This is a genomic window from Pedobacter sp. Bi27, from assembly GCF_918698255.1.
Lineage (GTDB): Bacteria > Bacteroidota > Bacteroidia > Sphingobacteriales > Sphingobacteriaceae > Pedobacter.
In genome coordinates this window covers 146,959-169,413 of the sequence record NZ_CAKKMW010000001.1, presented here as the reverse complement: position 1 = coordinate 169,413, position 22,455 = coordinate 146,959, and the positions used below count along the sequence as shown (strand labels likewise).

Genomic DNA, 22,455 nt, shown 5'->3' with positions numbered 1-22,455 from the left:
AAAAGCAATCGGCTTATACTTGATTGATACAAATAATGTTAAATCGATGCATATTAGTCAATCATATTTAAAGGATATTAAACAAAATTGGCTTAGTTTTAAATATGAGGTTGGCAGCTGATGTCAATTTTGTTGACTAAATGGATAATTCCGATTAAAAAAAAACGATGAATTATGACGTAGTTGCAGATTAAAATATAATGCGGACTCCGTTATTTTATAAACAGAAAGTAAGAGATAGGCAATGCTGTTTATCTATAATTTTTGCAGGCTGTATTAGTTTTGAAGCTTTTTTAAGCAATGGCCGAATAAACCGGTCCTAACCAAATATTTATCATATCCTGATATGGAGATCATCAGTAATAAAAAAAATGTTTTAATTTTTAAGTTAGTTGTTTGCTTGATATGCCTTGGTGTTACAAGGATTAACGCTCAAAAAAATACTTCCAGACCATTAAAACTTTGGTACAATCAGCCAGCCGGGGTTTGGGAAGAGGCGCTGCCTTTAGGCAACGGAAAAATGGGTGCCATGGTATTCGGAAATGTGCAGCGGGAACGGTTACAGCTAAACGAAAGTACGCTATGGTCTGGTTATCCTGACCCTGGAAATAACCCTGATGGGCCAGTTCTGCTACCTCAGGTAAGGAAAGCAATGTTCGAAGGTGATTATCTAAAAGCTACGTCACTATGGAGCAAAATGCAGGGACCATATTCGGCAAGATATCTCCCTATGGGTGATTTGTTTTTGGATTTTGACCATAAAAATACGGCTTTTACAAATTACTACCGCGAACTTGATCTTGTTAATGCGGTATCGTTGGTAAAATATACCGTAGACGGAATTAATTATACCCGGCAGACTTATATGAGTTATCCCGATCAGGTATTGGTGATGAAGATAACGGCAAATAAGGCAAATTCAATTAGTTTCAGTGCTGGTTTAACGAGCAAACTGAAATATACTGTTGCAAGCGCAGATCAACACCAGTTGATTTTGAACGGTAAAGCGCCAAAATATGTGGCAGCAAGAGATTATGATCCGCAACAGGTGGTGTACGATGAAAAAGAAGGAATGAATTTTCAGATCAGGCTGAAGGTGGCAAATGTTGGTGGAACCGTGAAAAGTACTCCTTCTGCTTTAACGGTAAGCAAGGCAACAGAAGTGGTGATCTACCTAACAGGTACAACAAGTTTTAACGGTTTTAATAAGTCGGCAGGTTTAGCAGGTAAAGATCCATCGGCACAAACGCGCTCAAATATGAACAAGGCCATTAAAAAAGGCAGTTCGCGGCTTTATACCAACCATGTAAGTGATTATCAAAACCTTTTTAACCGGGTAAAATTTGAATTGGGAAATGCTGATCTGAAATCGGACCAGTTGCCAACGAACGAACGGTTGCTGCGTTTTAAGAACAGCCCAGTTCCCGATCAAAATCTGCTGACACTCTATTATCAGTATGGAAGGTACCTGTTAATTTCAAGCTCAAGAAAAGGCGGTCAGGCTACAAACCTGCAAGGCCTCTGGAATGATCTGGTGCAGCCGCCCTGGGGCAGTAACTATACCACCAACATCAATACACAAATGAATTACTGGCTGGCAGAAAACACCAATCTTACCGAGTGTAATGAGCCCTTATTTAATCTCATCAAAAACCTTTCGGTTAATGGGGCAGCAACAGCCAATGTAAATTATAACATCAGTAAAGGGTGGGTAGCGCATCACAATTCGGATATCTGGGCCAAAACCTCTCCGGTTGGTGCCTTTGATAAAGAGGAGCGGGAAATGCCCAGAAAAACCTGCTGGCCCATGGCCGGAGCCTGGCTAAGCACCCACCTGTTTGAACATTATCGTTACACCAATGATACCCTTTTCTTGGAGAAAACAGGATATCCTTTAATGAAAGGTGCAGCAGAATTTATGTTGGAATGGTTAATAACGGATCCTAAAACGGGCTATCTGGTTACCAATCCTTCCACTTCTCCCGAGAATGTAGTTAAAATAAAGGACAAAGCCTATCAATTGAGTATTGCCTCTACAATGGATATGTCGATTATCCGGGAACTTTTTGAACAGTGCATACAGGCCTCGCAGGTTTTGAAAAACGATTATGCGTTTGCAGAGCAACTTAAGCAGGCTAAAGACAGGTTATATCCTTATCAGATTGGGCAATACGGACAGTTGCAGGAATGGTTTCAGGATTGGGATGATCCTAAAGATCAGCACAGACACATTTCTCAGCTTTACGGGCTTTACCCTGCCGGACAGATCAATGTTTATGAAAACCCGGCACTTTCATCGGCAGCAAAACAGTCTTTATTGCATCGTGGAGATGTGAGTACAGGTTGGTCTATGGCATGGAAAACAAACTGGTGGGCGAGGCTGCAGGATGGTAATCATGCTTATCAGGTACTGCTATCGGCATTAAATTATATTGATCCACTTTCGCCAAAAGGACAGATGAGCGGTGGCGGAGCCTATCCAAATCTTTTTGACGCACATCCTCCTTTTCAGATCGACGGTAATTTTGGAGCTACCGCCGGGATGACAGAGATGTTGCTGCAGAGCCATTATGGCGAACTGGTTTTGCTTCCTGCACTGCCTGATGCATGGCTATCGGGAAAAATATCGGGAATTAAAGCAAGAGGAGATTACAATGTAGGAATACAATGGGCCAACGGGATACTCAAAAGGGCATCCATTAAAGCAAACAGAACCGGAAAATGTAAAATCAGGACATTTACGAAAATTAAGATTAACAATTCGGATGCAGCCCCCCGAACAGACGGTATTGAAAATGTTGTGGAAACGCAATACCTTAACCATAGCAAAACAGCCTTGCAGCCACTCAATTTAAAGCAGAGTTATGTTTATGAGCTCAACGTTAAAAAAGGAGAGACCTATTTAATCACTTCTGCTGATTAATTAAGTAGCCATTGCGTACAGTCCTAAAAGTGGATTAATTTATTTTTTGTTACCCGATTTCATGCAAAGATTTTGCATTCATTAGCGGTGCTATTCCAATTTATTTTTCTTTGCTGAGCTTGTTTTGTGGTAAATATTTGTTTTTCAGTCGATTAAGTTGTTTTGCTGCTCTGTTCGCCGCACCAGATCCGTTTAAAAGCTATTTTGACATCATCATTAACAGGCAATTTAAAAATTATATTCTGGGTTAACCATGCAATTTTAGCGCCAGGCATGTCTGGAAGGGATAAATATAGCCATTTTCATTAGGAAAGGATTTTTGAGTGCGGAAAAGATATTTGCCAAAATAGTTGACTAATTCGCCAATTCTTGCGCCAACTATTTCTTGTTTTATCCTTTAATTGCAGTAACCAAATATAAAACTAAAACGTATGAGTAACAGAAATTACCCAGGTTTTGAGAACCATTGGCGTTTTTTTACAAGTCATTTGTTAAACGTCAGCCATCGGGCCGTTCGGCCTGTCTCTCCAGTCTACTTTCCACTAACTTTTAATTCAGCGGTATGAAAAGAAAATTTACAAGATTTTTCTCTGCGCATTTAATGCTGCTTAAGGTAGCCATATTTGCGTGTTTGCTCACTTTGATCAACACTGATCTTTCTGCCCAGGGACAAACTAAGGTTTCGGGAACTGTAAAAGACCGTAGCGGGGCAGCCCTGCCAGGGGTAACGGTTCGGGTAAAAGATCAAACCGGTGGCGTATCGACTGATAATAACGGGAAGTTTACCATTTCTGTAGTCCCGAATGCCATTCTTCAGTTTAACATGATCGGGTATACAACCATTGAAAGGAAGGTTGGCGAAGGAGCAATGAACATTGTGCTGGAAGACGCATCAAGCGCGTTAGACGATGTGGTTGTAATCGGTTTTGGTGGTAAAGTTAAAAGAAGCGACCTAAGTTCTGCGGTTTCTTCTGTTTCGGCCAAAGATATCCAGGAGCGGCAGCCTGTAGACCTTTTGAATGCTTTACAGGGAAAAGCATCAGGCGTAACCGTCACTACCGATGGTGGTCCTGGCGGTGAAGGAACGGTTCAGATTAGAGGAGTTACTACTTTAAACGGTGGTGCAGGCCCGCTTTATGTGGTTGATGGTGTAATTACAGACAATGGCCGAAACATTAATCCATTGGATATTGCAGGCATCGAAATACTCAAAGATGCAGCTTCTGCTTCTATTTATGGGGCACAGGCCGCAAATGGGGTAATTTTAATTACCACAAAAAAAGGTATTGAAGGTAAACCCCGCGTTGATGTGCAGTATACACACTTGTTTGGTAAGCTGGCACATAAACTCCCTCAGAGCAACTCTGAAGAGGTTAGGGCCTTTAGAAGGCTGCAAAATGGGGGATTGATCACCGCTGGTTCAAATACAGATTCATTAAACGTTTCTTTTAATTCAGATAATGACCTTCAGGATCTGTTGTTGGGTAATACCGGCCAGCGCAACCAGGTAAATGCGAGTTTGGCAGGAGCCTCTAAAACCTTTAATTATTATTCAAGTGTTAATTATATCGATGATAAATCGATCGTGATCAACAGTTTTGCCAAATCACTTCAAACCAGGTTAAATATCTCCTATCAGGCACTGCCAAAACTGAAGTATACTTCCAATTTCTCGCTCTATTATCAAACCAAGAATGAAATACCCATTGCAAGAACGGTAAATGTTATTTTCGACAGGCCGGCAAACTCACTGATCTATTATCCCGATGGCGCATTAACAAGTTACATTGCCTCGAAGCGGAATCCTGTTGCAAATGCAATGTACGAAATCAATAAAACCGAAACCTATTCGGCACAGATCAACAACCAGCTGGATTTTGATATTACCAAGCATATTAAATGGACCACACTTTTTAACCTGGCTTACGAAAATCCACAGTATACATTTTTTGCGCCACGTTATGTAAGTCCAAACCGGAATACAAACAACGGTATAAATGAACTGACCAAAAATTTCAGATACGAAGCACAAACCTATTTTAACTATAACCAGAAGTTTAAAGACCATACCCTAAGTGCAACATTGGGTGCAAATGCCATACGTAGAACGCAAAGTGTATTTCATCTGGAATACCTGAATGCAGCAAGTGAAGAAATTACCGTTACACTGCCAGCTTATCTTACGGGCTCTAAAACCTATACCACGGGCACGGCCAATACCAACCAGGCTATTTTTGCCAGGGTAAACTATGATTATAAGAGCAGGTATTATGCAAGTGCGGTGTACCGGAATGATGGTTCTTCGCGTTTTGGCCCGGAGAACAAACGCGGATCCTTTTATTCAGGATCGATGGCCTGGCGTTTTTCAGCAGAAAAGTTTATGGACTGGTCTAAATCATTTCTTGATGATGCCAAAATCCGTGCGAGTTATGGCCGGGTGGGTAACGATCAGATCGAGGATTATGGTGCAATTACAAAAGTACAGTTTGAGGGAAATTATAATGGGGTAGGTGGCGCAGCCTATAATACTTCGATAGGCAACAGCCTGATTAAATGGGAAACAGGAATCCAGAAAAATCTAGGCTTGGATCTTACATTTTTGAAAGGAAGATTAAACTTTACCGGCGAACTTTATGAAAAAGAATCGAAAGACCTATTATACCAGCGCCAGCTGGTTAAAGAAACCGGCTTTTCAACCGTTATCGTTAACCTTGGTTCAATTGTTAATAAAGGGATAGAATTTACCGTTTCCGGTACGCCGATTTCGAAAAAGAATTTTTCGTGGAACATAGATGCTAATATTTATTTCGAAAGGGGCACAATCAAAGAACTGGCAGGCGGTGTTCCGTTTATTGCAGGTAACAAGTGGTATGTTCAGGAGGGTGGAAAAATCGGTGATTTTTATGGCTGGAAAAACCTGGGCGTTTACCAATGGAACGAATCGAATGCCTATAACGATAGCTGGGATAAATTGACCGTGGTATTGGGTGCAGATAACAAACCTGTGTATGTGAATGGAAAACCACAATACACTTTAAACGGCCAGCCGTACAGTGGAACGGTTCATAACCTATACGATCCTTCAGGTAAACTTGTTGGCGGAGATACGGAATGGGCAAATATAAAAAGAGACAGTTTAATAGATGACGGAGATCGCCATGTGATCGGCAATGCCCAACCTAAGTTTAATATTGGTTTTGGTAATACATTTAACTACAAAAGATTTTCGTTGAATGTGCTGTTTAATGCATCTATAGGTGGAGATATCTACAATACCCTGTTGTATAATGCTAACAATCCATCCAATACCGGCCCTGGCAATCCTGATGTGCTGTATAATTCGTGGCAGAAACCTGGCGATATTGCAAAATATCCATATTATCCGAACAGACCTTCAAGAGGCAATTTAAAGGCGAACGGTAACAGTGCCTATCTGGAAAGCCGTTCCTTTATCAGGCTTGCGAGTATGAGGTTTGCCTATAGCATGGATCCTGCGCTTGCAAAACGGGTTTACCTAAAAGGGGTAACTGCATTTATATATGGTACAAATTTGTTAACCTGGACAAACTACAAGGGCTATGATCCTGAATTTAGCACTTCTAACCCTTTAACCCCTGGTGATGACACAGGAAAGTACCCTAAAAGAAGAGAACTTGGATTTGGTTTAAACATCAGTTTATAATAAGGATATGAAAACAATAAAATATACCTGTATTTTCATGCTATTGCTCGCTATGGGCAGTTGCAAAAAATATCTTACAGAGGCGCCTGTTTCGCAGGTGTCGAGCGATAAATTCTATAAATCTAAATATGATATTGATGCGGCTATGGCCGGGATGTATTCTGCTTTTCAGCTCACCATGGTGGGCGAATCGCAGTTTAACGATCGCTATCATTATTGGGGCGAATTCAGGGCCGATAATTTCGACCGTTTTCTCTCTTACACCAATACTTATACTACGGAAATTGCCCTTAATGCCCTTACCACAGATAATCCGTATGCAGATTGGTCAAGGCTTTATACTGTGATCGCCAGGGCGAACAGTAACATCAAATACATCCCTGGTGTACCCGCTTTAGATAACAATGTTACCCAGGCAATTGTGAATGCTAACCTTGCACAATCGTATGCCATAAGGGCGATAGCTTATTTTTACCTGGTAAGGGTTTGGGGCGATGCGCCGGTTTGGTTGGAACCTTACGAAGATAGCCAGGTTGCCGCAGAGCGGGAAAGAACCAAAGCATCCCAAATTCTCGACGATGTGATCATCAAGGATTTAAAAACAGCTTATGACCTAACGGTTAAAAATCAGAATGCATCAGTATACTATATGAATGAAGGAGCTATTTGTGCAGCCCTGGCAGATGCCTATATGTGGAAAAAAGACTATACCAATGCCATTCTTTGGATAAACAACCTATTTAAAGCAAAAAACCCAAAAGGTGCACTTTATACCGGTACATCCGATGCCAACCTGGAACCAACAGCCAGCTGGAAAAGTATATTTACTGCTCCTGCTGCGAGCATAGAAACCATCTGGTCTATCCACTGGGATTTTACCACAAACAGTTGCGCCTGCATGCAGATATCTTATTCGCCCAATAACAGGCAGATGCAGCTCGATCCACTTTTGTACGCCAGTTACTTTTTGCCTCAGACTCAACCTGTTCATACCAACGATATCAGGCCTAAACAAACACTGGATGTATATGCTGTTGCTAATCCGGCCCTAAACAACCGCGATCGTTTCCTTAAATTTTATCCAAGCCCTTCAAACCCTGTTGGGGCAATACCTACTACAGAATTAAACCTGTATTACAATCAGAATACTCCGGTTTATTTACCAATGTACCGGTTATCTGATATTTACTTGCTTTATGCCGAAGCGCTCAACGGAAACAACGATTTGCCGAACGCACTTAAATATTTAAATTTTGTGAGGAAAAGGGCAAATGTAGATCAGTATCTGGCAACCGATATTAAGGTAAATGCTAAAGCAGCAATGGAAAATGCAATTTTAGAAGAGCGCCAGTACGAACTCATCGGCGAAGGTAAACGCTGGTTCGACCTGGTAAGAACAAACAAAGTGAAAGAAGTTATGGATCCGGTGTTAAAAGACCGCCAGCTTAGAAATGGCAACACTGATATTGTAGGTTTTACTGATGTGCGCCGTTCTTATTGGCCATTGAGCAGGGCAGTAATGAATTCCAATAAAAAACTGGTACAGAACCCTGGTTATGGCGAGTAATGGTTAATTTTTAACAGTGGGCCTGTCTATAACAGCAGGCCGTAAATAATATAGAAATGAAAGTTTTTAAGAATAGCATGTTGCCATCAATTTTATTGATTTTGATCGCGATTAGCCAAAGTGGCTGTGGAAAAATGTTCGGTTTGGAACGTCAGAAAGATTACGATTATGTAAAGAAAACGCTTGATCCCAATATTGGTGTATCGGCCCGTAAGTTTCTGGAAGACAGGGCGTCAGGTACGGGCATGGCAAACGATCCGACTGATACCGTTTTTAAGTATATGAAGCTGGGCCTCGAGTATGCAGGTATAGACCTTGCAGAATATGAAAAGAATGATCGTACTTTCCTGTTCCTGCATAACCTTGGGGTTAGGGTACTACCAACGAAAGTAACCAATGGCGTAACGGTAACAACCAGCAACATACCAACAGCAGGTTTGTGGTTCGATTATCCAATTGTTACTGGTATCAATCCCACCACAGGCCTACCTATAACCAAGCCTGCAACCAAATGGAGCGATTACCCGAAAGAAGATGTAAAGAATTATTTCTTATACCTGATAGGCCAGGGCAAGTATAATTTCGATAATCTCAATGCCAATAATGTCCCTGTAAAATCAATTCTTCCCGCAAATGCGGTGTTGTCCAAATCATCAATGTTGGGTTATGCCAACAATGGCAAGGGCTTTGACGAAAATGGCATTTTTTATCTGAAAATATTGAATAACAGCGATCAGGCACCAATTGTGCATAACAACAGAACCAATGACCGCAGTGCTGGTTATGTGGCTACCAATGGCATTGTACACGTTTTTGGGGCATCGATGGCACCCTCATTGTAACCTGTGGAAGACCGACCGGGCATAAAATATGTGCCCGGTTTTTATTGTTTTCTACCATAACCTATACCGCAAAAAGAATATACCCAGCGGAGGTTCCAACTGCATGTATTTAGCATCAACATCGCCATGAAATTGATCAGATTGTTACTTTTTACCGTATTGCTATTAAACCTGCATTTTAGTTTAAATGCTCAGGGAATCACCTGGACACCAGTAGCGCCTGGTGTATGGAAAGGCGTATTTGGTATTCCCGAACCTTATGATCTTTTAAAAGCTTCGGGTGCTAAACCAAATCAAGAATCTTTAGGCAGATTAGGGGATGCTATGTTTCCTTTCTCTGATCAACCCATAACAGCACAGCTTAACGATGGCAAAACTTATTTAAGAATCCCGCTTGACAAAACCGAGCAACTTTACGGTTTCGGATTAAATTTTCAAACCATACACCAGCGGGGAAAGATCTTGGAACTGCATGTAGATCATTATGGTGGGAAAGATAATGGCAGAACGCATGCTCCGGTACCTTTTTATGTTTCATCAAACGGATACGGCGTTTTTATCAATTCGGCACGATACCTTAAAGTATGGGCAGGTACTGCAATGAGGAAAGACAGTAAAAATTTTCCCATACCAAAGGATAGAAATTCTGATAAAAGCTGGTCATCCCGAAACAACGGCGATGAGGTAGAAATTTTAGTTCCGGCGGCTGGTGTAGAAATTTACGTTTTTGCTGGGCCTAAACCGTTGGATGCTGTTAAAAGATATAATTTATTTAACGGCGGCGGCTATTTACCACCGCGTTGGGGGCTCGGTTTTACACAAAGGGTAATGACCCGTTCAACTGCTGCCGACGTAGAAAAAGAGGTAAATAGTTTTGAAGAAAAGGGCTATCCCTTAGATTTTGTAGGCCTCGAGCCTGGCTGGCAAAGTAAAGCTTATCCAGGCAGTTTTTTATGGGATAAGAGCAGGTTCACTAATCCGGGTGCTTTTGTGAAAAATATGTTGGCCAAAGGGATCAGGCTGAATCTTTGGATTAACCCTTACGTTTCGCCGGATGCACCATTTTATAAAGATATTAGGCCCCTAACAGCTTCGCATACCGTATGGTTGGGTGAAGTACCCGATTTTACTTTACCAAAAGCACAGCAGCTTTTTTTTGATCAGCTGCAAAAAGACCAGGTAGCTATCGGAATAAGTGGATATAAAATTGATGAAGTTGACGGATATGATTATTATTTATGGCCAGATGTGGCCACTTTCCCTTCGGGTACCAGTGCCGAGCAGATGCGGCAAACTTACGGGTTATTAATGCAGCGTTACTCGGCAGAAATGTTCAGAAAAAGCAACAAACGTACCTATGGCTTAGTCAGGGCATCAAACGGCGGAGGAACCTCATTCCCTTACGTAATTTATAATGATTATTATAATCATGAAGATTTTATTACCGCACTCATTAACAGTGGTTTTGCCGGTGTACTGTGGACACCCGAGGTAAGGGCTTCCAAAACCGGCGAAGAATGGTTAAGAAGGTTCCAGTCTAATGTTTTTTCGCCTATGGCCATGATTAATGCCTGGGCAAGCGGAACAAAACCCTGGACTTACCCCGATGTAGAAAAACAGGTAAAAGAATATGCTTTATTAAGGATGAGGATGATGCCTTATTGGTACAGCGAATCTGCAAAATACCATTTTGAAGGTATACCCCCATTTAGAGGAATGAATTTGGAAGATGGTTTTAAGCAAGAGGCAAAAGCAGAAGCGGGTAGTGCTAATTTAGAAGAAAATCCTTACGCAGAAGCGATTGCCAAGGAAATAAAAGACCAATACATGGCAGGTGAATATTTATTGGTTGCCCCAATGTTTACCGGACAAACCCAACGGAAAGTGATATTGCCAAAGGGTAAATGGTACGATTTTTACACGGGCGCTTTTGTTGGCGATGGGCAGGTGATTACCGCAAGCCCTGGCCTGGATAAAATACCGGTATACGTTAAAGATGGAGGAATTATACCCATGATGCCTGCTTTATTGCATGCACCAAAATTAGGCGAAAAAGTAGATTTAGAAATCCGTCACTATGGAGAAAAAGCCAGTGAATATAATTTGTATGATGATGATGGGGAGACTTTTGACTTTGAAAAAGGAGCTTTTACCTGGAGAAAAATTAAAGTTGAAAGACTGAGGAACGGTAAGTTAAAGGGAAGCATCTCTGCACCTGAAAAAGGAAAACCCAATACCATTGGTAAAGTAAGTTTTACGTTTATGACTAAATAACATGATGCTAAAAATTAAATATGCGCTGTTTTTATGCTTTGTTTTTGCTTTTCAGGCTAAAGCGGATGATGCCTATACTGCTGATGCGGCTAAAGTGCTGAAAAAGCAAATTTTACAAGAAGCAAAATGGGCTTTAGTGCAGGTGCCAATAACAGTTACTGCACAAAGTTCTCCACGAAGTGCAGGTGGCAAACACGATTACTTTTCGGAAGGCGATTACTGGTGGCCAGATCCAAACAACGCAAAAGCGCCTTATATTCAAAAAGATGGGCTAACCAATCCCGATAATTTTGTTGCCCATCGCCATGCACTGATCCGTTTCAGTAAAATTATCGGCGCCCTGGCATCAGCTTATAAAATTACGGGAGATGAAAAGTATGTTAAACATGCACTTCTACATTTAAAAGCATGGTTTGTAAACACAGAAACGTTAATGAACCCCAATCTGTTGTTTGCACAAGCCATACAAGGAAGATTTACCGGGCGGGGAATTGGCATTATAGACACCATACAATTGATGGAGGTTGCGCAAGGCGTTTTAGTGATGCAAGATTCAAAAGCCGCAGATAGCAAGGCATTGGCAGCTATAAAAAAATGGTTCGCTGAATATTTAACCTGGTTGACTACACATCAATATGGTAAAGATGAAATGAACGCCGAAAACAATCACGGAACCTGCTGGACCATGCAAGTGGCTTCATTTGCCAGGCTTACCAAAAATAAAGCGCTACTTAATTTTTGTAGAGAACGTTACCAAACGGTGCATTTACCTAACCAAATGGCAGCAGATGGCAGTTTCCCGAGAGAAACTAAACGTACCAAACCATTTGGCTATTCGCTCTTTAATTTAGATGCGATGGCTACACTTTGTCAAATCTTATCCGATAACGAAACCAATTTATGGACTTTTCAACTGACAGATGGGAGAAGTATAAAAAAAGGAATTGAATATCTCTATCCTTTTGTGAATGACAAATCGCTATGGCCTTTTCAAAAAGATGTAATGCATTGGGAAAACTGGCCGGTTGCCCAACCCTTCTTACTATTTGGCGCAAATGCCTATCAAAATGAAGCCTGGTTTAAAACCTGGAAAAAATTAGATCATCAACCAAAAGATGAAGAGGTAATTAGGAACTTACCCATTAGAAACCCATTAATATGGATGTAATGAAGAAACTATTTATTCTTTCAACCCTGGTATTTGGCCATTTTTTTGCATTTGCTCAGGTAAATGGCGATGAGGATAAAGACATGTTTAATCAGGCGAAAGACCGCGATCTAAAGGCAGTTGATGAAGCGGTTAATACCTGGTATTTAGCTTCTATGAAAACACATGTGCAGCGCATAAAATGGTGGAGAGACGCTAAGTTTGGCATGTTTATACATTGGGGCGTATATTCTTTGCCTGCCGGAGAATGGAAAGGCAAAAAGGTGAGCGGTTATGCAGAACACTTAATGCGCAAGGAAAAAATATCGAAAAAAGCGTATTTAGAAGTTGCCCATCAGTTTAACCCAGTTCTTTTTGATGCAGATAAATGGATTTTAGACGCTAAAAAAGCAGGAATGAATTATTTTATCATTACGGCAAAACATCATGATGGCTTTGCCATGTACGATTCAAAAGTTTCGGATTTCAATATCGTGGCTCAAACGCCATTTAAAAGAGATCCAATGGCCGAATTAGCGGCGGCAGCCAAAAAACACGGAATGAAGTTTGGCTTTTACTATTCACATGCTTTTGACTGGGAACATCCTGATGCGCCCGGCAACGATTGGGAATACAAGAATCCGGGCGGAGATTTAGGTTTATATGGTGGTGTAAATTGGTATGTAGCGCATCCGGAGTTATTGCCAAAGGCAATAAAATATGTGGATGAAAAAGCAATCCCACAAATTAAAGAATTGCTTTCCAGGTACCATCCCGATATTTTATGGTTTGATACACCACAAAAATTGCCGCTTTCCGAAAACATCAGGATTTTAAAAGCCATTAGAGAGACAGATCCAAATGTAGTGGTAAATGGGAGGTTGGTAAGAAGTGCAAGTGCCAATTTTGGAGATTATAAAAATACTGCAGACAGGCCAGCCGAATTTTATCCGGTAGAAGGAGATTGGGAAGCTATTCCAACCACAAACGAATCGTATGGATATAGTAAATATGATAATTCACATAAAACGTCAGATTTTTTCATTCAACTTTTAGCTAAAGCAGCCGCTCGCAATGGTAATTTACTCTTAAATATGGGGCCAAAGGGCGATGGTACTTTTGACGCTAAAGATTCACAGATACTTTCAGGAATTGAAAAATGGGTAGCTAAAAATGCCGAAAGTATTTACAAAACCCATAAAACGATAATGCCCTTACAAAGTTGGGGTGTAACTACACAAAGTGAAAATAAGTTGTATTTACATGTATTTGATTGGCCTAAAGATGGAAAATTATATGTGGGAGGCTTAAAATCTAAAATGGATAAGGTTTATTTTTTAACCGATGTTAAAAAACACACATTAATCACGCAAGCTCTTGGTGATGGCGATTTCTATATCAATGTGCCAAAAAAAGCACCTGATACCGCTAATACCGTAATTGTTGTGGCTTTAAACGGACAACTAAAAGCCGATAATTTACATTATGTGAGTACAAATACCGCTGTAACCAGATTATTGGCCTTTGATGCCGATTTAAGTAACGGATTTAAGTTTGGAGATGGAAAAACCGATCGTTTTTATGTAGAAGGATGGGAGAAAATGGGGCAGACAGTCAAATGGGATTTTAGAACATCGTTTCCACAAAAATTTAAAATTATCATTAAATATTTAGCTGATAAAGACGCTGAAGGAAGCTATAATTTTAAGATTGATCAACAGGAAGTTAAACAAAATGTACTAACCAGCGATAAAGTGATCTCACAAAATATTGGAGAAATACAATTAGCCAAAGGAATACATCACATCAATATAAATCCAGATAGCATTTCAAAGAATGAATTAATGAAACTTTTAGAAGTTCAGTTAATTCCTATAAATTAATTACGATGAAACTTAAATACAGTATTGCCACAATCATTTTATTAGCCACACAAACCTGTGTTTTTGCACAAAAAGTAAATGTTAAAAAAGCATTTAAACAGGCTGCTGCTCAAACCAAATTAATGTTGCAGGAAGTGGAAAAAGCTGTCGACGCTGCCAAACCAGAACTAATTTCGCCAAGGACATTAGACAATGGAAAGCTAAAATTGGTGGCGAGCAGAGATTGGACAAGCGGATTTTTTCCGGGGGTACTTTGGTATTTGGATGAGTATTATAAAACCGATGAATGGAAAGCAGCGGCCAGAAAGTTTACCACCCTTATAGAAAAAGAAAAAACCAATGGCACCACGCATGATATGGGTTTTAAGGTTTTTTGCAGCGTAGGTAATGCATTTCGCCTAACTGGAAGTGCCCATGATAAAGCGGTAATTATTGAAGCTGCAAAAACTTTGGCCACCCGCTTTAACCCTAAAACAGGCGTGATATTATCCTGGGACCACAGCAGGGATAAATGGGTAAACCCTGTAATTATTGATAACATGATGAATTTAGAACTGTTATTTGAAGCGACGAAACTAACCGGAGATTCATCTTTCCATAAAATTGCGGTAAGCCATGCTAATACCACCATGAAAAATCATTTTCGCCCCGATTTCAGCTCGTATCATGTAATCGATTACGACCCAAATACAGGTGCTGTGCTGAAAAAGAATACCCATCAAGGTTATAGTCATGAATCTGCCTGGGCCCGCGGACAAGCATGGGGTTTATATGGTTATACCATGTGCTATCGTTACACTAAAAATCCAATTTACTTAAAACAGGCAGATAGTATAGCAAAATTTATTTTCGACCATCCAAATATGCCGAAAGATTTAGTGCCCTATTGGGATTTTAATGCACCTCAAATCCCGAACGAGCCAAGAGATGCATCAGCTGCTGCTGTTATGGCTTCAGGCTTATATGAATTAAGCAGATACAGCAATCAAGGAAGTGATTATTATGAAAAAGCAAACCAGATTTTAAAAAGTTTAAGTACAGACTACATTGCGCCGATTGGAACGGCCAAAGGTTTTATCTTATTGCACAGCACAGGCTCAAAACCATCGAATAGCGAGGTAGATGTGCCACTAAACTATGCCGATTATTATTATTTAGAAGCACTGCTAAGGTATAAAAACTATAAAAGATAGCTGTCCAACGAATTACCGATTAAATAACCAAATAACCTACAATATGAAACTCAATTTTTGCCTAACGGCTATCCTCATCGGATGCTCGATCTACGGATCTGCGAAAGATTACAAAATAAGCACAGCGGCTGAGTTGGCTGCTTTAAAGCTGTTACCAGGTGATAAGGTAATCGTTAAAAATGGCGAATGGACAAATCAGCAAATGGTTTTTAGAGGTAATGGCACACAGCAAAATCCTATTAAGCTAATCGCAGAGCAGGGTGGTCAAGTATTTTTTACGGGTGCATCATCACTAAAAATTGATGGAACCTGGCTAATCACCGATGGTTTATCTTTCAAAAATGGTTTTACAAAAGGTGAAGATGTGATTGTTTTTTCAGAAAAGTCTGCTAATTGCCGTTTAACAAATTCTTCCATTATTGGTTACAATCCGCCTGATAAGGCCACTGAATATACATTTGCTTCATTGTACGGCGAGCATAACAGGGTAGATCATTGTTTTTTTGAAGGTAAAACTAATCAGGGTCCAACGCTTGTGGTGTGGTTGTCTGATAAACCAAATTACCACCAGATTGACCATAATTATTTTGGCCCTCGGCCGGATATTGGTGGAAATGGTGGAGAAACCATTCGAATTGGTACCAGCACCTGGTCGTTTCATGATTCATTTACAAAGGTTGATGCAAACATTTTTGCCCATTGTAACGGTGAAACAGAGATTGTTTCTGTAAAATCTTGCAGAAACACAATTTCCAATAACCTGTTTTTTGAAAGCGTGGGTACGCTAACCTTGCGCCATGGCAATTACAATGAAGTATTTGGAAATATTTTTATCGGGAATAAAATTGCAAATACTGGGGGGATCCGTGTCATTGGTGAAAACCATAAAGTACACCATAATTATTTGCAAGGATTAACTGGTACCGGCTTAAGAGCTGCCATTTCTGTAATGGATGGCCTTCCTAATCCAATTTTGGTAAGCCATTGGCAGGTAAAAAATGCGGAGATTACAGCTAATACCATTGTAGATTGTAAAGAGGCTTTTTCAATAGGCGCTGGAAAAAATGCCGATCGAATATTAGCTCCACAAAAAGTAGTCATTACCGATAATCTGGTAAAAGCAGATATCAAGCCGGTAAGTTGGGTAGATAAAGCAGCTGATGTAACTTTTAGTGGAAATATGCTGGATGCAAAATCAGCCCCACAAGATCTTGAAAAAGGTTTTAATGTGGTAGATGCGGAATTTGAAAAACAAGGAGGTATCTGGAGCGTAAAAAGTAAGAAAGCAGGAGCAAATCTAAATAGTAGCCAACTTTCCATCTTAAAAACAAAGAATATTGGCCCAAACTGGTTTAAACCGGTGCAAGCAATGGTGGTAAAATAAACCAAATTAATAACGATAGTTTGGTTATTGCATTTTAAAAACAAAGCTTTATAATTTCATTTCTTAATAAAACAGTATGATAAAGAAAATCAGCTTCTTGCTTTTGATATTTGCGTTTTCTGCTCCTATTGCCAAAGCTCAGCAAGCATTATCAAAAGATAAAAAAAAAATGGAATGGTGGCGGGAGGCCCGTTTTGGAATGTTCATCCATTTTGGCGTATATGCCCAGTTGGCAGGAGAATATAATGGACACCAGCAAGCCCGTGGTGGTGCCGAATGGATTATGAACAGGATGAAAGTACCTGTTGCCGAATATAAAGCAATAGCGAAACAATTTAATCCAGTAAAATTCGATGCTGACCAATGGGTTAAAATGGCCAAAAATGCCGGAATGAAGTACCTGATCATTACGGCTAAACACCATGATGGTTTTGCTTTATTTGATTCGAAAGCAAGCGATTGGGATATTGTTGATGCCACGCCTTATAAAAAGGATTTATTAAAACCATTGGCTGCGGCCTGTAAAAAGTATGGCATCAAATTGGGTTTTTATTATTCTCAGGCACAGGATTGGGGCAATGCAGGAGGCTCGGTAGCCAGAAAATTGATGGCCGAGGGTTGGCCAAATCCTGATAGCACTAAAATAAACAGTTATACCCAGGAACATAAAGGGCATTGGGATCCGGCACAGGAAACATCGACTTTTGCACAATATATTGACAGGGTTGCCGTGCCCCAGGTAAAAGAGTTGATGAGTAACTACGGAGATGTTGCCGTATTATGGTGGGATACCCCAACCAACATGACAGACGAGGCTGCTTTAAAGTTACAGGAACAATTAAAATTGCAACCCAACATCATCACAAACGACAGGTTAAAGCGGCCCAACTTTCCTGGTGATACTAAAACACCTGAACAGAAAATCCCTAATTTAAGCGAACTTGATGGCAAAGATTGGGAAACCTGTATGACGATGAACGGAACCTGGGGCTTTAGAAACTCCGATACCAACTGGAAATCGTCAACTACTTTAATTCGTAATTTGGTTGATATTGCATCAAAAGGTGGTAATTATTTATTAAACGTTGGTCCAAAACCCGATGGCTCTTTTCCGGAAGCAAGTGTAGAGCGGCTAAAAGATTTAGGTGGCTGGATGAAAACATACAGCGAAGCCATATACGCAACTCAGGCAAGCCCTATTCCGGATCAAACCTGGGGCAGGATAACCCGAAAAGACCTTAAAAATGGAAATACTACCTTATATTTTTCTGTTTTTGATTGGCCAAAAAATGGAGAATTGGTCGTGAAAGGTCTAAAAAATGGGGTGGTTTCTGCGCAGTTGTTAAACAGCAAAAATGAAGTAAGCTGGACAAAAGCAGCCGATGAAATGATCTTTAAACTTCCAATATCGGCTCCAAATGAAGTAGCAAGTGTAATTAAGGTTGAGGTGAAAGGCAATATGCAAACCTGGTTTGGCGAATTAGGTAAAGAGAAAATGAAAACCGGATCAATAGATTAATGATATGATGAGGATTTTAAGCTGTTTAATTTTATCTGTTGCCTATTTTACGCCTGCAAAAGCGCAAAAAGTAACACCACTTTGGCAAGATTTTATAACTGCCAAAGCACAAGGCAAAACACCAATTTTACCCGATTTTTCGTATGCCGGCTATCATTTTTCTGAAAAAGAAATCCCATCCCTTTCTGGTAAACAGGTATTTAATGTACTCGATTTTGGTGCTAAACCCAATGATAATCTATATGATGATGATGCTATTCAAAAAACGATAGACGCCGCTGAAAAAAATGCGGATGGTGGCGTGGTTTTCTTCCCGGCCGGTAAATTTTTATTGGCAAAAGATAATGATAGTACCAAGCAGATTCGAATTTCTAAAAGCAATATTATTTTAAAAGGAAGTGGCAGCGGATTAGGGGGGACAGAAATTTATCAGGATAAAATGAGAATTAATGGCAGGCAAATTTTGTTTAAACCTGCTGCGAATGCTCAAAATAGATTAACAGCAATTACCAAAAATGCAGAACGCGAAAGTTTCTGGGTAGAAGTGGAAAATACGGCCTCGCTAAAAATAGGAATGGATGTTGTTTTAAAGCACAGGAGTGAAGAATTCACAAAATTGTACTTCTCACCACTGGAACTAAAACCACAATGGACAAGGTTATTTGGCAAAGATGGTGGAATGTTGATCAATGAGATTCATACTATCGAAAAAATTGAGGGTAACAGGGTGAAATTTAAAAATCCGATCCATTTTGACCTTATTTTAGTAAAGAGTGCTCCTTTTGAACTGTTAAATTATAATTCGATTGAGGAATGCGGTATAGAAGATATCAGATTTACCAGTAACTGGAAAACTTACCCTGAAGCGTTTGTTCACCACAAAAATGCGATACACGATTATGCCTATGAAGCGGTAGGTATGGAGTATGTTAAAAATAGCTGGGTGCGGAATTGCGAGTTCCAGGATTGGAATGAAGGCTTATTCATCCGTTCAGGCTATCAGGTTAGTATACTGAACGTAAATTCCACAGGTAAGAAAGGTCACGCTTCTGTTCATGCCCGTACCGGTTACGGCGTTTTAATCAAAAATTGCAATTTCAATGATGCGCAGCATCATGGTGCAGGAACAGGTTATAGTGCTGTAAATACAGTAATTACACAATGTACTTTGGGTACAGACCAAAATATCGATATCCATTCTGGACAACCTTTTGCAACTTTGTATGATGATATTCAGGGTGGGGTTTTTTACAACCTGGGAGGCCCTGAGCCTGGTCATCCACATCATGCTAAATATTTGGTGTTATGGAATTTTAGGCATCAGTCTGCGAAAGAGCAACATTATAATTTTTGGGATTTGGTTAGAAGACGGAATTATTCGATTGCGCTACCTTTTTTAGCGGGCTTCCAATCTAATGGGAAAGTTACTTTTGAAAATGTGGGAATCAATGAATCCCAAGGACATGAAGTATTGCCACGATCTTTGTTCGAAGCGCAACTTCAATTGCGATTAACAGGTAAGAATATTGCCGAATAACGGGTTTAAGTTATTTATAATGAGCTGTAAGAAAAAATAGCTAAAGCAAGGGTTGCTACCGGATAGTTAATTTTGAAAAATTAAACCATTGGAGGCTGTTTCTGGCTTTAACTGATTTGAAATATATACATCATGAAAAAAAATATTACCGTAATCTTAGGCTTGCTAATTGGCTTTCCTTTTATAGGTTTTTCTCAATCTGCTGATTTAAAAAAATGGCCTAAAGGCGTTTCATCAGAAGAAATAGGCACAAAAGTGGCTGCCAGATTTGTAGCCACTCCGCACACCAATTTTAACAAATCAACTCCACCTAGGGTAATCACCTATGCAGAAAGCTGTGCCTGGTATGGTGCTTTAAAATTTGCTAAAGCATCAGCCGACCGTAGATTGAAAAATGACCTGATCAAAAGGTTTGAACCGATGTTCAAGGAAGAAGCTGGCATGATCCCACCGGTAACCAATGTAGATTATGCGGTTTTTGGATCCATACCACTTCAGCTTTTTATACAAACAGGCGATAAAAAATATAAGGAAATGGGGCAAAGCATTGCCGATAAACAATGGGCTATGCCAGATTCTGGCGTAAAAGTTAGTCCGGTCCAACTAGCAGCTTTTAAAAATGGTTATACCTGGCACACGCGGATGTGGATAGATGATATGTTTATGATTACGGCACTACAGGCCCAGGCTTACCGGGCTACGAAGGATGAAAAATATATCAACAGAGCGGCTAAGGAAATGGTATTGTACCTGGATTCACTTCAGAAACCAAATGGCTTATTCTATCATGCACCGGATGTTCCTTTCTTTTGGGCGCGGGGCAATGGATGGATGGCAGCGGGCATGGCCGAAATATTAAGCTCCCTGCCGGCAAACAATCCCGATCGCCCGCGCATTATAAAAGGCTATCAAGCCATGATGAGCGCTTTATTGGCCTACCAGGCGCCATCGGGTATGTGGAGGCAATTGATAGATGAGCCTTCATCGTGGGAGGAGAGTTCATCAACCGGAATGTTTGCTTATGCCATGGTGGTGGGCGTGAAAAAAGGTTGGCTAAACAAAGAGAAATATGCACCGGCCGCAAGAAAAGCCTGGCTGGGCCTTGTATCTTGCCTAGACGAAAATGGTGATGTGAAGGATGTGTGTGAAGGCACCAATAAGAAAAACGATAAACAATACTACCTCGACCGTAAAAGGATAGTAGGCGATATGCACGGGCAGGCGCCTATTTTGTGGACTGCAGCAGCTTTGATAGATTAGTAGTTTTTGACCCTACGTTGCAAGAATTTATTTTTTGAATTCAATATACCGTCGCTTATGCAGGCGCTTGCTGAATGAGTTATTATTGATAAATACATAAATTTTCTTCGGGATGGGGTAGCTTCCTTTACCCGAAGAAAATACATGAGATCTGTAGATCGTGATAATGGAAAGTTAGTTAATTGGTGTGTTGAGAAATGAATTCACGCTGATAACTTAACGGACTTTTTCCTGTAGTGATTTTGAAATATTTATGAAAACTGGCCATGTTGTTAAACCCACTTTCATAGCACAACTGTTTAATGTTGAGTTTGTTCTCGATTAATAGTCTGCAGGCATGGCCAACCTTTATTTCGGTGAGAAACCGTGAGTATGTTTTGCCGGTTTTAGATTTAAAGTACCTGCAGAATGAATTTGGACTGATTACAGCTACATTTGCAATTTCTTCCAGGTGTATTTTTCTCCTGAAATTTTCAAGCGTGAAATTGTATATCGCATTGATCTTGATGTTTGCCGTCTCGTCGTAATCCTGCTTAAAGCCGATAGATGAAAGTTTAACCGTATGGTTGCAGTTGGCGATCAGGTTGAGCGCTTCCATCAGTAGTATGATACGGGCCGATCCTTCTGATGCCAGCATTTTTTCCAATAGGTCTGCTACTTTTGTCTTAATTTTGCCGTTCACCTGCAGGCCCCTTCTGCTGCTTTCGAGCAATGATTTAATCGCTTTGTTTTCAGGTAGGTTAAGGAATTGATCTCCCCAAAAGTTCTCGCTGAAATGTGCCACGCGCACGTCTGCACGTGCTTTCGACTGGTCTTTGAAATAACTATCGTCAAATCTCCAGTAATGAGCCAGATGAGGTCCCACCAGTACAATATCTCCTGATCTAAAACTTTTAATGTTGTCGCCGATAAATTGCGTTCCAACGCCTTTTTTGAGGTGGATGAGCTCAATTTCCGGATGATAGTGCCATTTGTTGTTCATGTGCGGAATCAGGTCTCTTCTTACACTAAAAGATTGTGTAGGCGCTGTTGAAACTTTTAGTAATTGCGGTTTCATATCTGATTTTATGTTTTGGTTAGTCTCTTAAATATACTACAAAATTAGATGTCGTTTAATGCTTGTGCCAATATTGTTGAGTGATTGGGTAATATTTCCCTGTTATGCGATATTATTTTTACACGAGCTATTATCATGGCATTAATTAACCACTTGAGGTATTCCGGTTACAATTTTTTAGGCTATG

Annotated in this window: 13 protein-coding genes; 12 read left to right on the top strand and 1 reads right to left on the bottom strand. The window is 40.3% G+C overall.

Annotation, left to right across the window (positions count from 1 at the left end; translation table 11 throughout):
- The first annotated feature begins 346 nt into the window (after nucleotides 1–346).
- From LQ227_RS00530 to LQ227_RS00475, 12 genes are all read left to right on the top strand, one after another.
- Nucleotides 347–2,923: a glycoside hydrolase N-terminal domain-containing protein gene (locus LQ227_RS00530; protein WP_230147765.1), complete on the top strand. Its 2,577-nt coding sequence runs from the start codon at nucleotides 347–349 to the stop codon at nucleotides 2,921–2,923.
- Between the two features lie 562 nt (nucleotides 2,924–3,485).
- On the top strand, nucleotides 3,486–6,605 hold the full coding sequence (locus tag LQ227_RS00525; RefSeq protein ID WP_230147763.1) for a SusC/RagA family TonB-linked outer membrane protein: 3,120 nt from the start codon (nucleotides 3,486–3,488) through the stop codon (nucleotides 6,603–6,605).
- Between the two features lie 7 nt (nucleotides 6,606–6,612).
- Entirely contained in the window at nucleotides 6,613–8,172 is a 1,560-nt protein-coding gene (locus LQ227_RS00520) for a RagB/SusD family nutrient uptake outer membrane protein (RefSeq protein WP_230144195.1), read from the top strand.
- 56 nt (nucleotides 8,173–8,228) lie between these two features.
- The gene (locus LQ227_RS00515; protein WP_230147761.1) at nucleotides 8,229–9,014 is read left to right on the top strand and encodes a hypothetical protein; all 786 of its coding nucleotides are present in this window, start codon (nucleotides 8,229–8,231) and stop codon (nucleotides 9,012–9,014) included.
- A gap of 126 nt (nucleotides 9,015–9,140) precedes the next feature.
- Entirely contained in the window at nucleotides 9,141–11,288 is a 2,148-nt protein-coding gene (locus LQ227_RS00510) for a TIM-barrel domain-containing protein (protein WP_230147759.1), read from the top strand.
- Between the two features lies 1 nt (nucleotide 11,289).
- Nucleotides 11,290–12,456: an alginate lyase family protein gene (locus LQ227_RS00505; RefSeq protein ID WP_371824736.1), complete on the top strand. Its 1,167-nt coding sequence runs from the start codon at nucleotides 11,290–11,292 to the stop codon at nucleotides 12,454–12,456.
- Nucleotides 12,456–14,318 (top strand): alpha-L-fucosidase, encoded by a 1,863-nt coding sequence (locus tag LQ227_RS00500; RefSeq protein WP_230147757.1) that lies wholly within the window; start codon nucleotides 12,456–12,458, stop codon nucleotides 14,316–14,318. The genes LQ227_RS00505 and LQ227_RS00500 overlap by 1 nt, the downstream gene beginning before the upstream one ends.
- 5 nt (nucleotides 14,319–14,323) lie before the next feature.
- A complete protein-coding gene (locus tag LQ227_RS00495; protein ID WP_230147755.1) occupies nucleotides 14,324–15,511 on the top strand; it encodes a glycoside hydrolase family 88 protein in 1,188 nt (395 codons plus the stop codon).
- 43 nt (nucleotides 15,512–15,554) lie between these two features.
- Nucleotides 15,555–16,895, top strand: coding sequence for a polysaccharide lyase 6 family protein (locus LQ227_RS00490; protein ID WP_230147754.1), 1,341 nt, complete (start codon nucleotides 15,555–15,557; stop codon nucleotides 16,893–16,895).
- Between the two features lie 76 nt (nucleotides 16,896–16,971).
- Nucleotides 16,972–18,414, top strand: coding sequence for an alpha-L-fucosidase (locus tag LQ227_RS00485; RefSeq protein WP_230144202.1), 1,443 nt, complete (start codon nucleotides 16,972–16,974; stop codon nucleotides 18,412–18,414).
- Nucleotides 18,415–18,418: 4 nt separating this feature from the next.
- Nucleotides 18,419–19,951, top strand: coding sequence for a DUF4955 domain-containing protein (locus LQ227_RS00480; protein ID WP_230147753.1), 1,533 nt, complete (start codon nucleotides 18,419–18,421; stop codon nucleotides 19,949–19,951).
- A gap of 132 nt (nucleotides 19,952–20,083) precedes the next feature.
- The gene (locus LQ227_RS00475; protein WP_230147752.1) at nucleotides 20,084–21,211 is read left to right on the top strand and encodes a glycoside hydrolase family 105 protein; all 1,128 of its coding nucleotides are present in this window, start codon (nucleotides 20,084–20,086) and stop codon (nucleotides 21,209–21,211) included.
- Nucleotides 21,212–21,389: 178 nt separating this feature from the next.
- On the opposite strand, the gene LQ227_RS00470 is transcribed toward LQ227_RS00475, so the two are convergent.
- The gene (locus tag LQ227_RS00470; protein ID WP_230144205.1) at nucleotides 21,390–22,268 is read right to left on the bottom strand and encodes an AraC family transcriptional regulator; all 879 of its coding nucleotides are present in this window, start codon (nucleotides 22,266–22,268) and stop codon (nucleotides 21,390–21,392) included.
- Between the last annotated feature and the right edge of the window lie 187 nt (nucleotides 22,269–22,455).

What these genes read in the sequence shown, in the direction of transcription:
- LQ227_RS00530 (WP_230147765.1), top strand. Translation starts at nt 347, where the DNA reads ATGGAGATCATCAGTAATAAAAAAAATGTTTTAATTTTTAAGTTAGTT.
- LQ227_RS00500 (WP_230147757.1), top strand. Translation starts at nt 12,456, where the DNA reads ATGAAGAAACTATTTATTCTTTCAACCCTGGTATTTGGCCATTTTTTT.
- LQ227_RS00505 (WP_371824736.1), top strand. Translation starts at nt 11,290, where the DNA reads ATGATGCTAAAAATTAAATATGCGCTGTTTTTATGCTTTGTTTTTGCT.
- LQ227_RS00490 (WP_230147754.1), top strand. Translation starts at nt 15,555, where the DNA reads ATGAAACTCAATTTTTGCCTAACGGCTATCCTCATCGGATGCTCGATC.
- LQ227_RS00470 (WP_230144205.1), bottom strand. Translation starts at nt 22,268, where the DNA reads ATGAAACCGCAATTACTAAAAGTTTCAACAGCGCCTACACAATCTTTT.
- LQ227_RS00515 (WP_230147761.1), top strand. Translation starts at nt 8,229, where the DNA reads ATGAAAGTTTTTAAGAATAGCATGTTGCCATCAATTTTATTGATTTTG.
- LQ227_RS00510 (WP_230147759.1), top strand. Translation starts at nt 9,141, where the DNA reads ATGAAATTGATCAGATTGTTACTTTTTACCGTATTGCTATTAAACCTG.
- LQ227_RS00495 (WP_230147755.1), top strand. Translation starts at nt 14,324, where the DNA reads ATGAAACTTAAATACAGTATTGCCACAATCATTTTATTAGCCACACAA.
- LQ227_RS00485 (WP_230144202.1), top strand. Translation starts at nt 16,972, where the DNA reads ATGATAAAGAAAATCAGCTTCTTGCTTTTGATATTTGCGTTTTCTGCT.
- LQ227_RS00480 (WP_230147753.1), top strand. Translation starts at nt 18,419, where the DNA reads ATGATGAGGATTTTAAGCTGTTTAATTTTATCTGTTGCCTATTTTACG.
- LQ227_RS00520 (WP_230144195.1), top strand. Translation starts at nt 6,613, where the DNA reads ATGAAAACAATAAAATATACCTGTATTTTCATGCTATTGCTCGCTATG.
- LQ227_RS00475 (WP_230147752.1), top strand. Translation starts at nt 20,084, where the DNA reads ATGAAAAAAAATATTACCGTAATCTTAGGCTTGCTAATTGGCTTTCCT.
- LQ227_RS00525 (WP_230147763.1), top strand. Translation starts at nt 3,486, where the DNA reads ATGAAAAGAAAATTTACAAGATTTTTCTCTGCGCATTTAATGCTGCTT.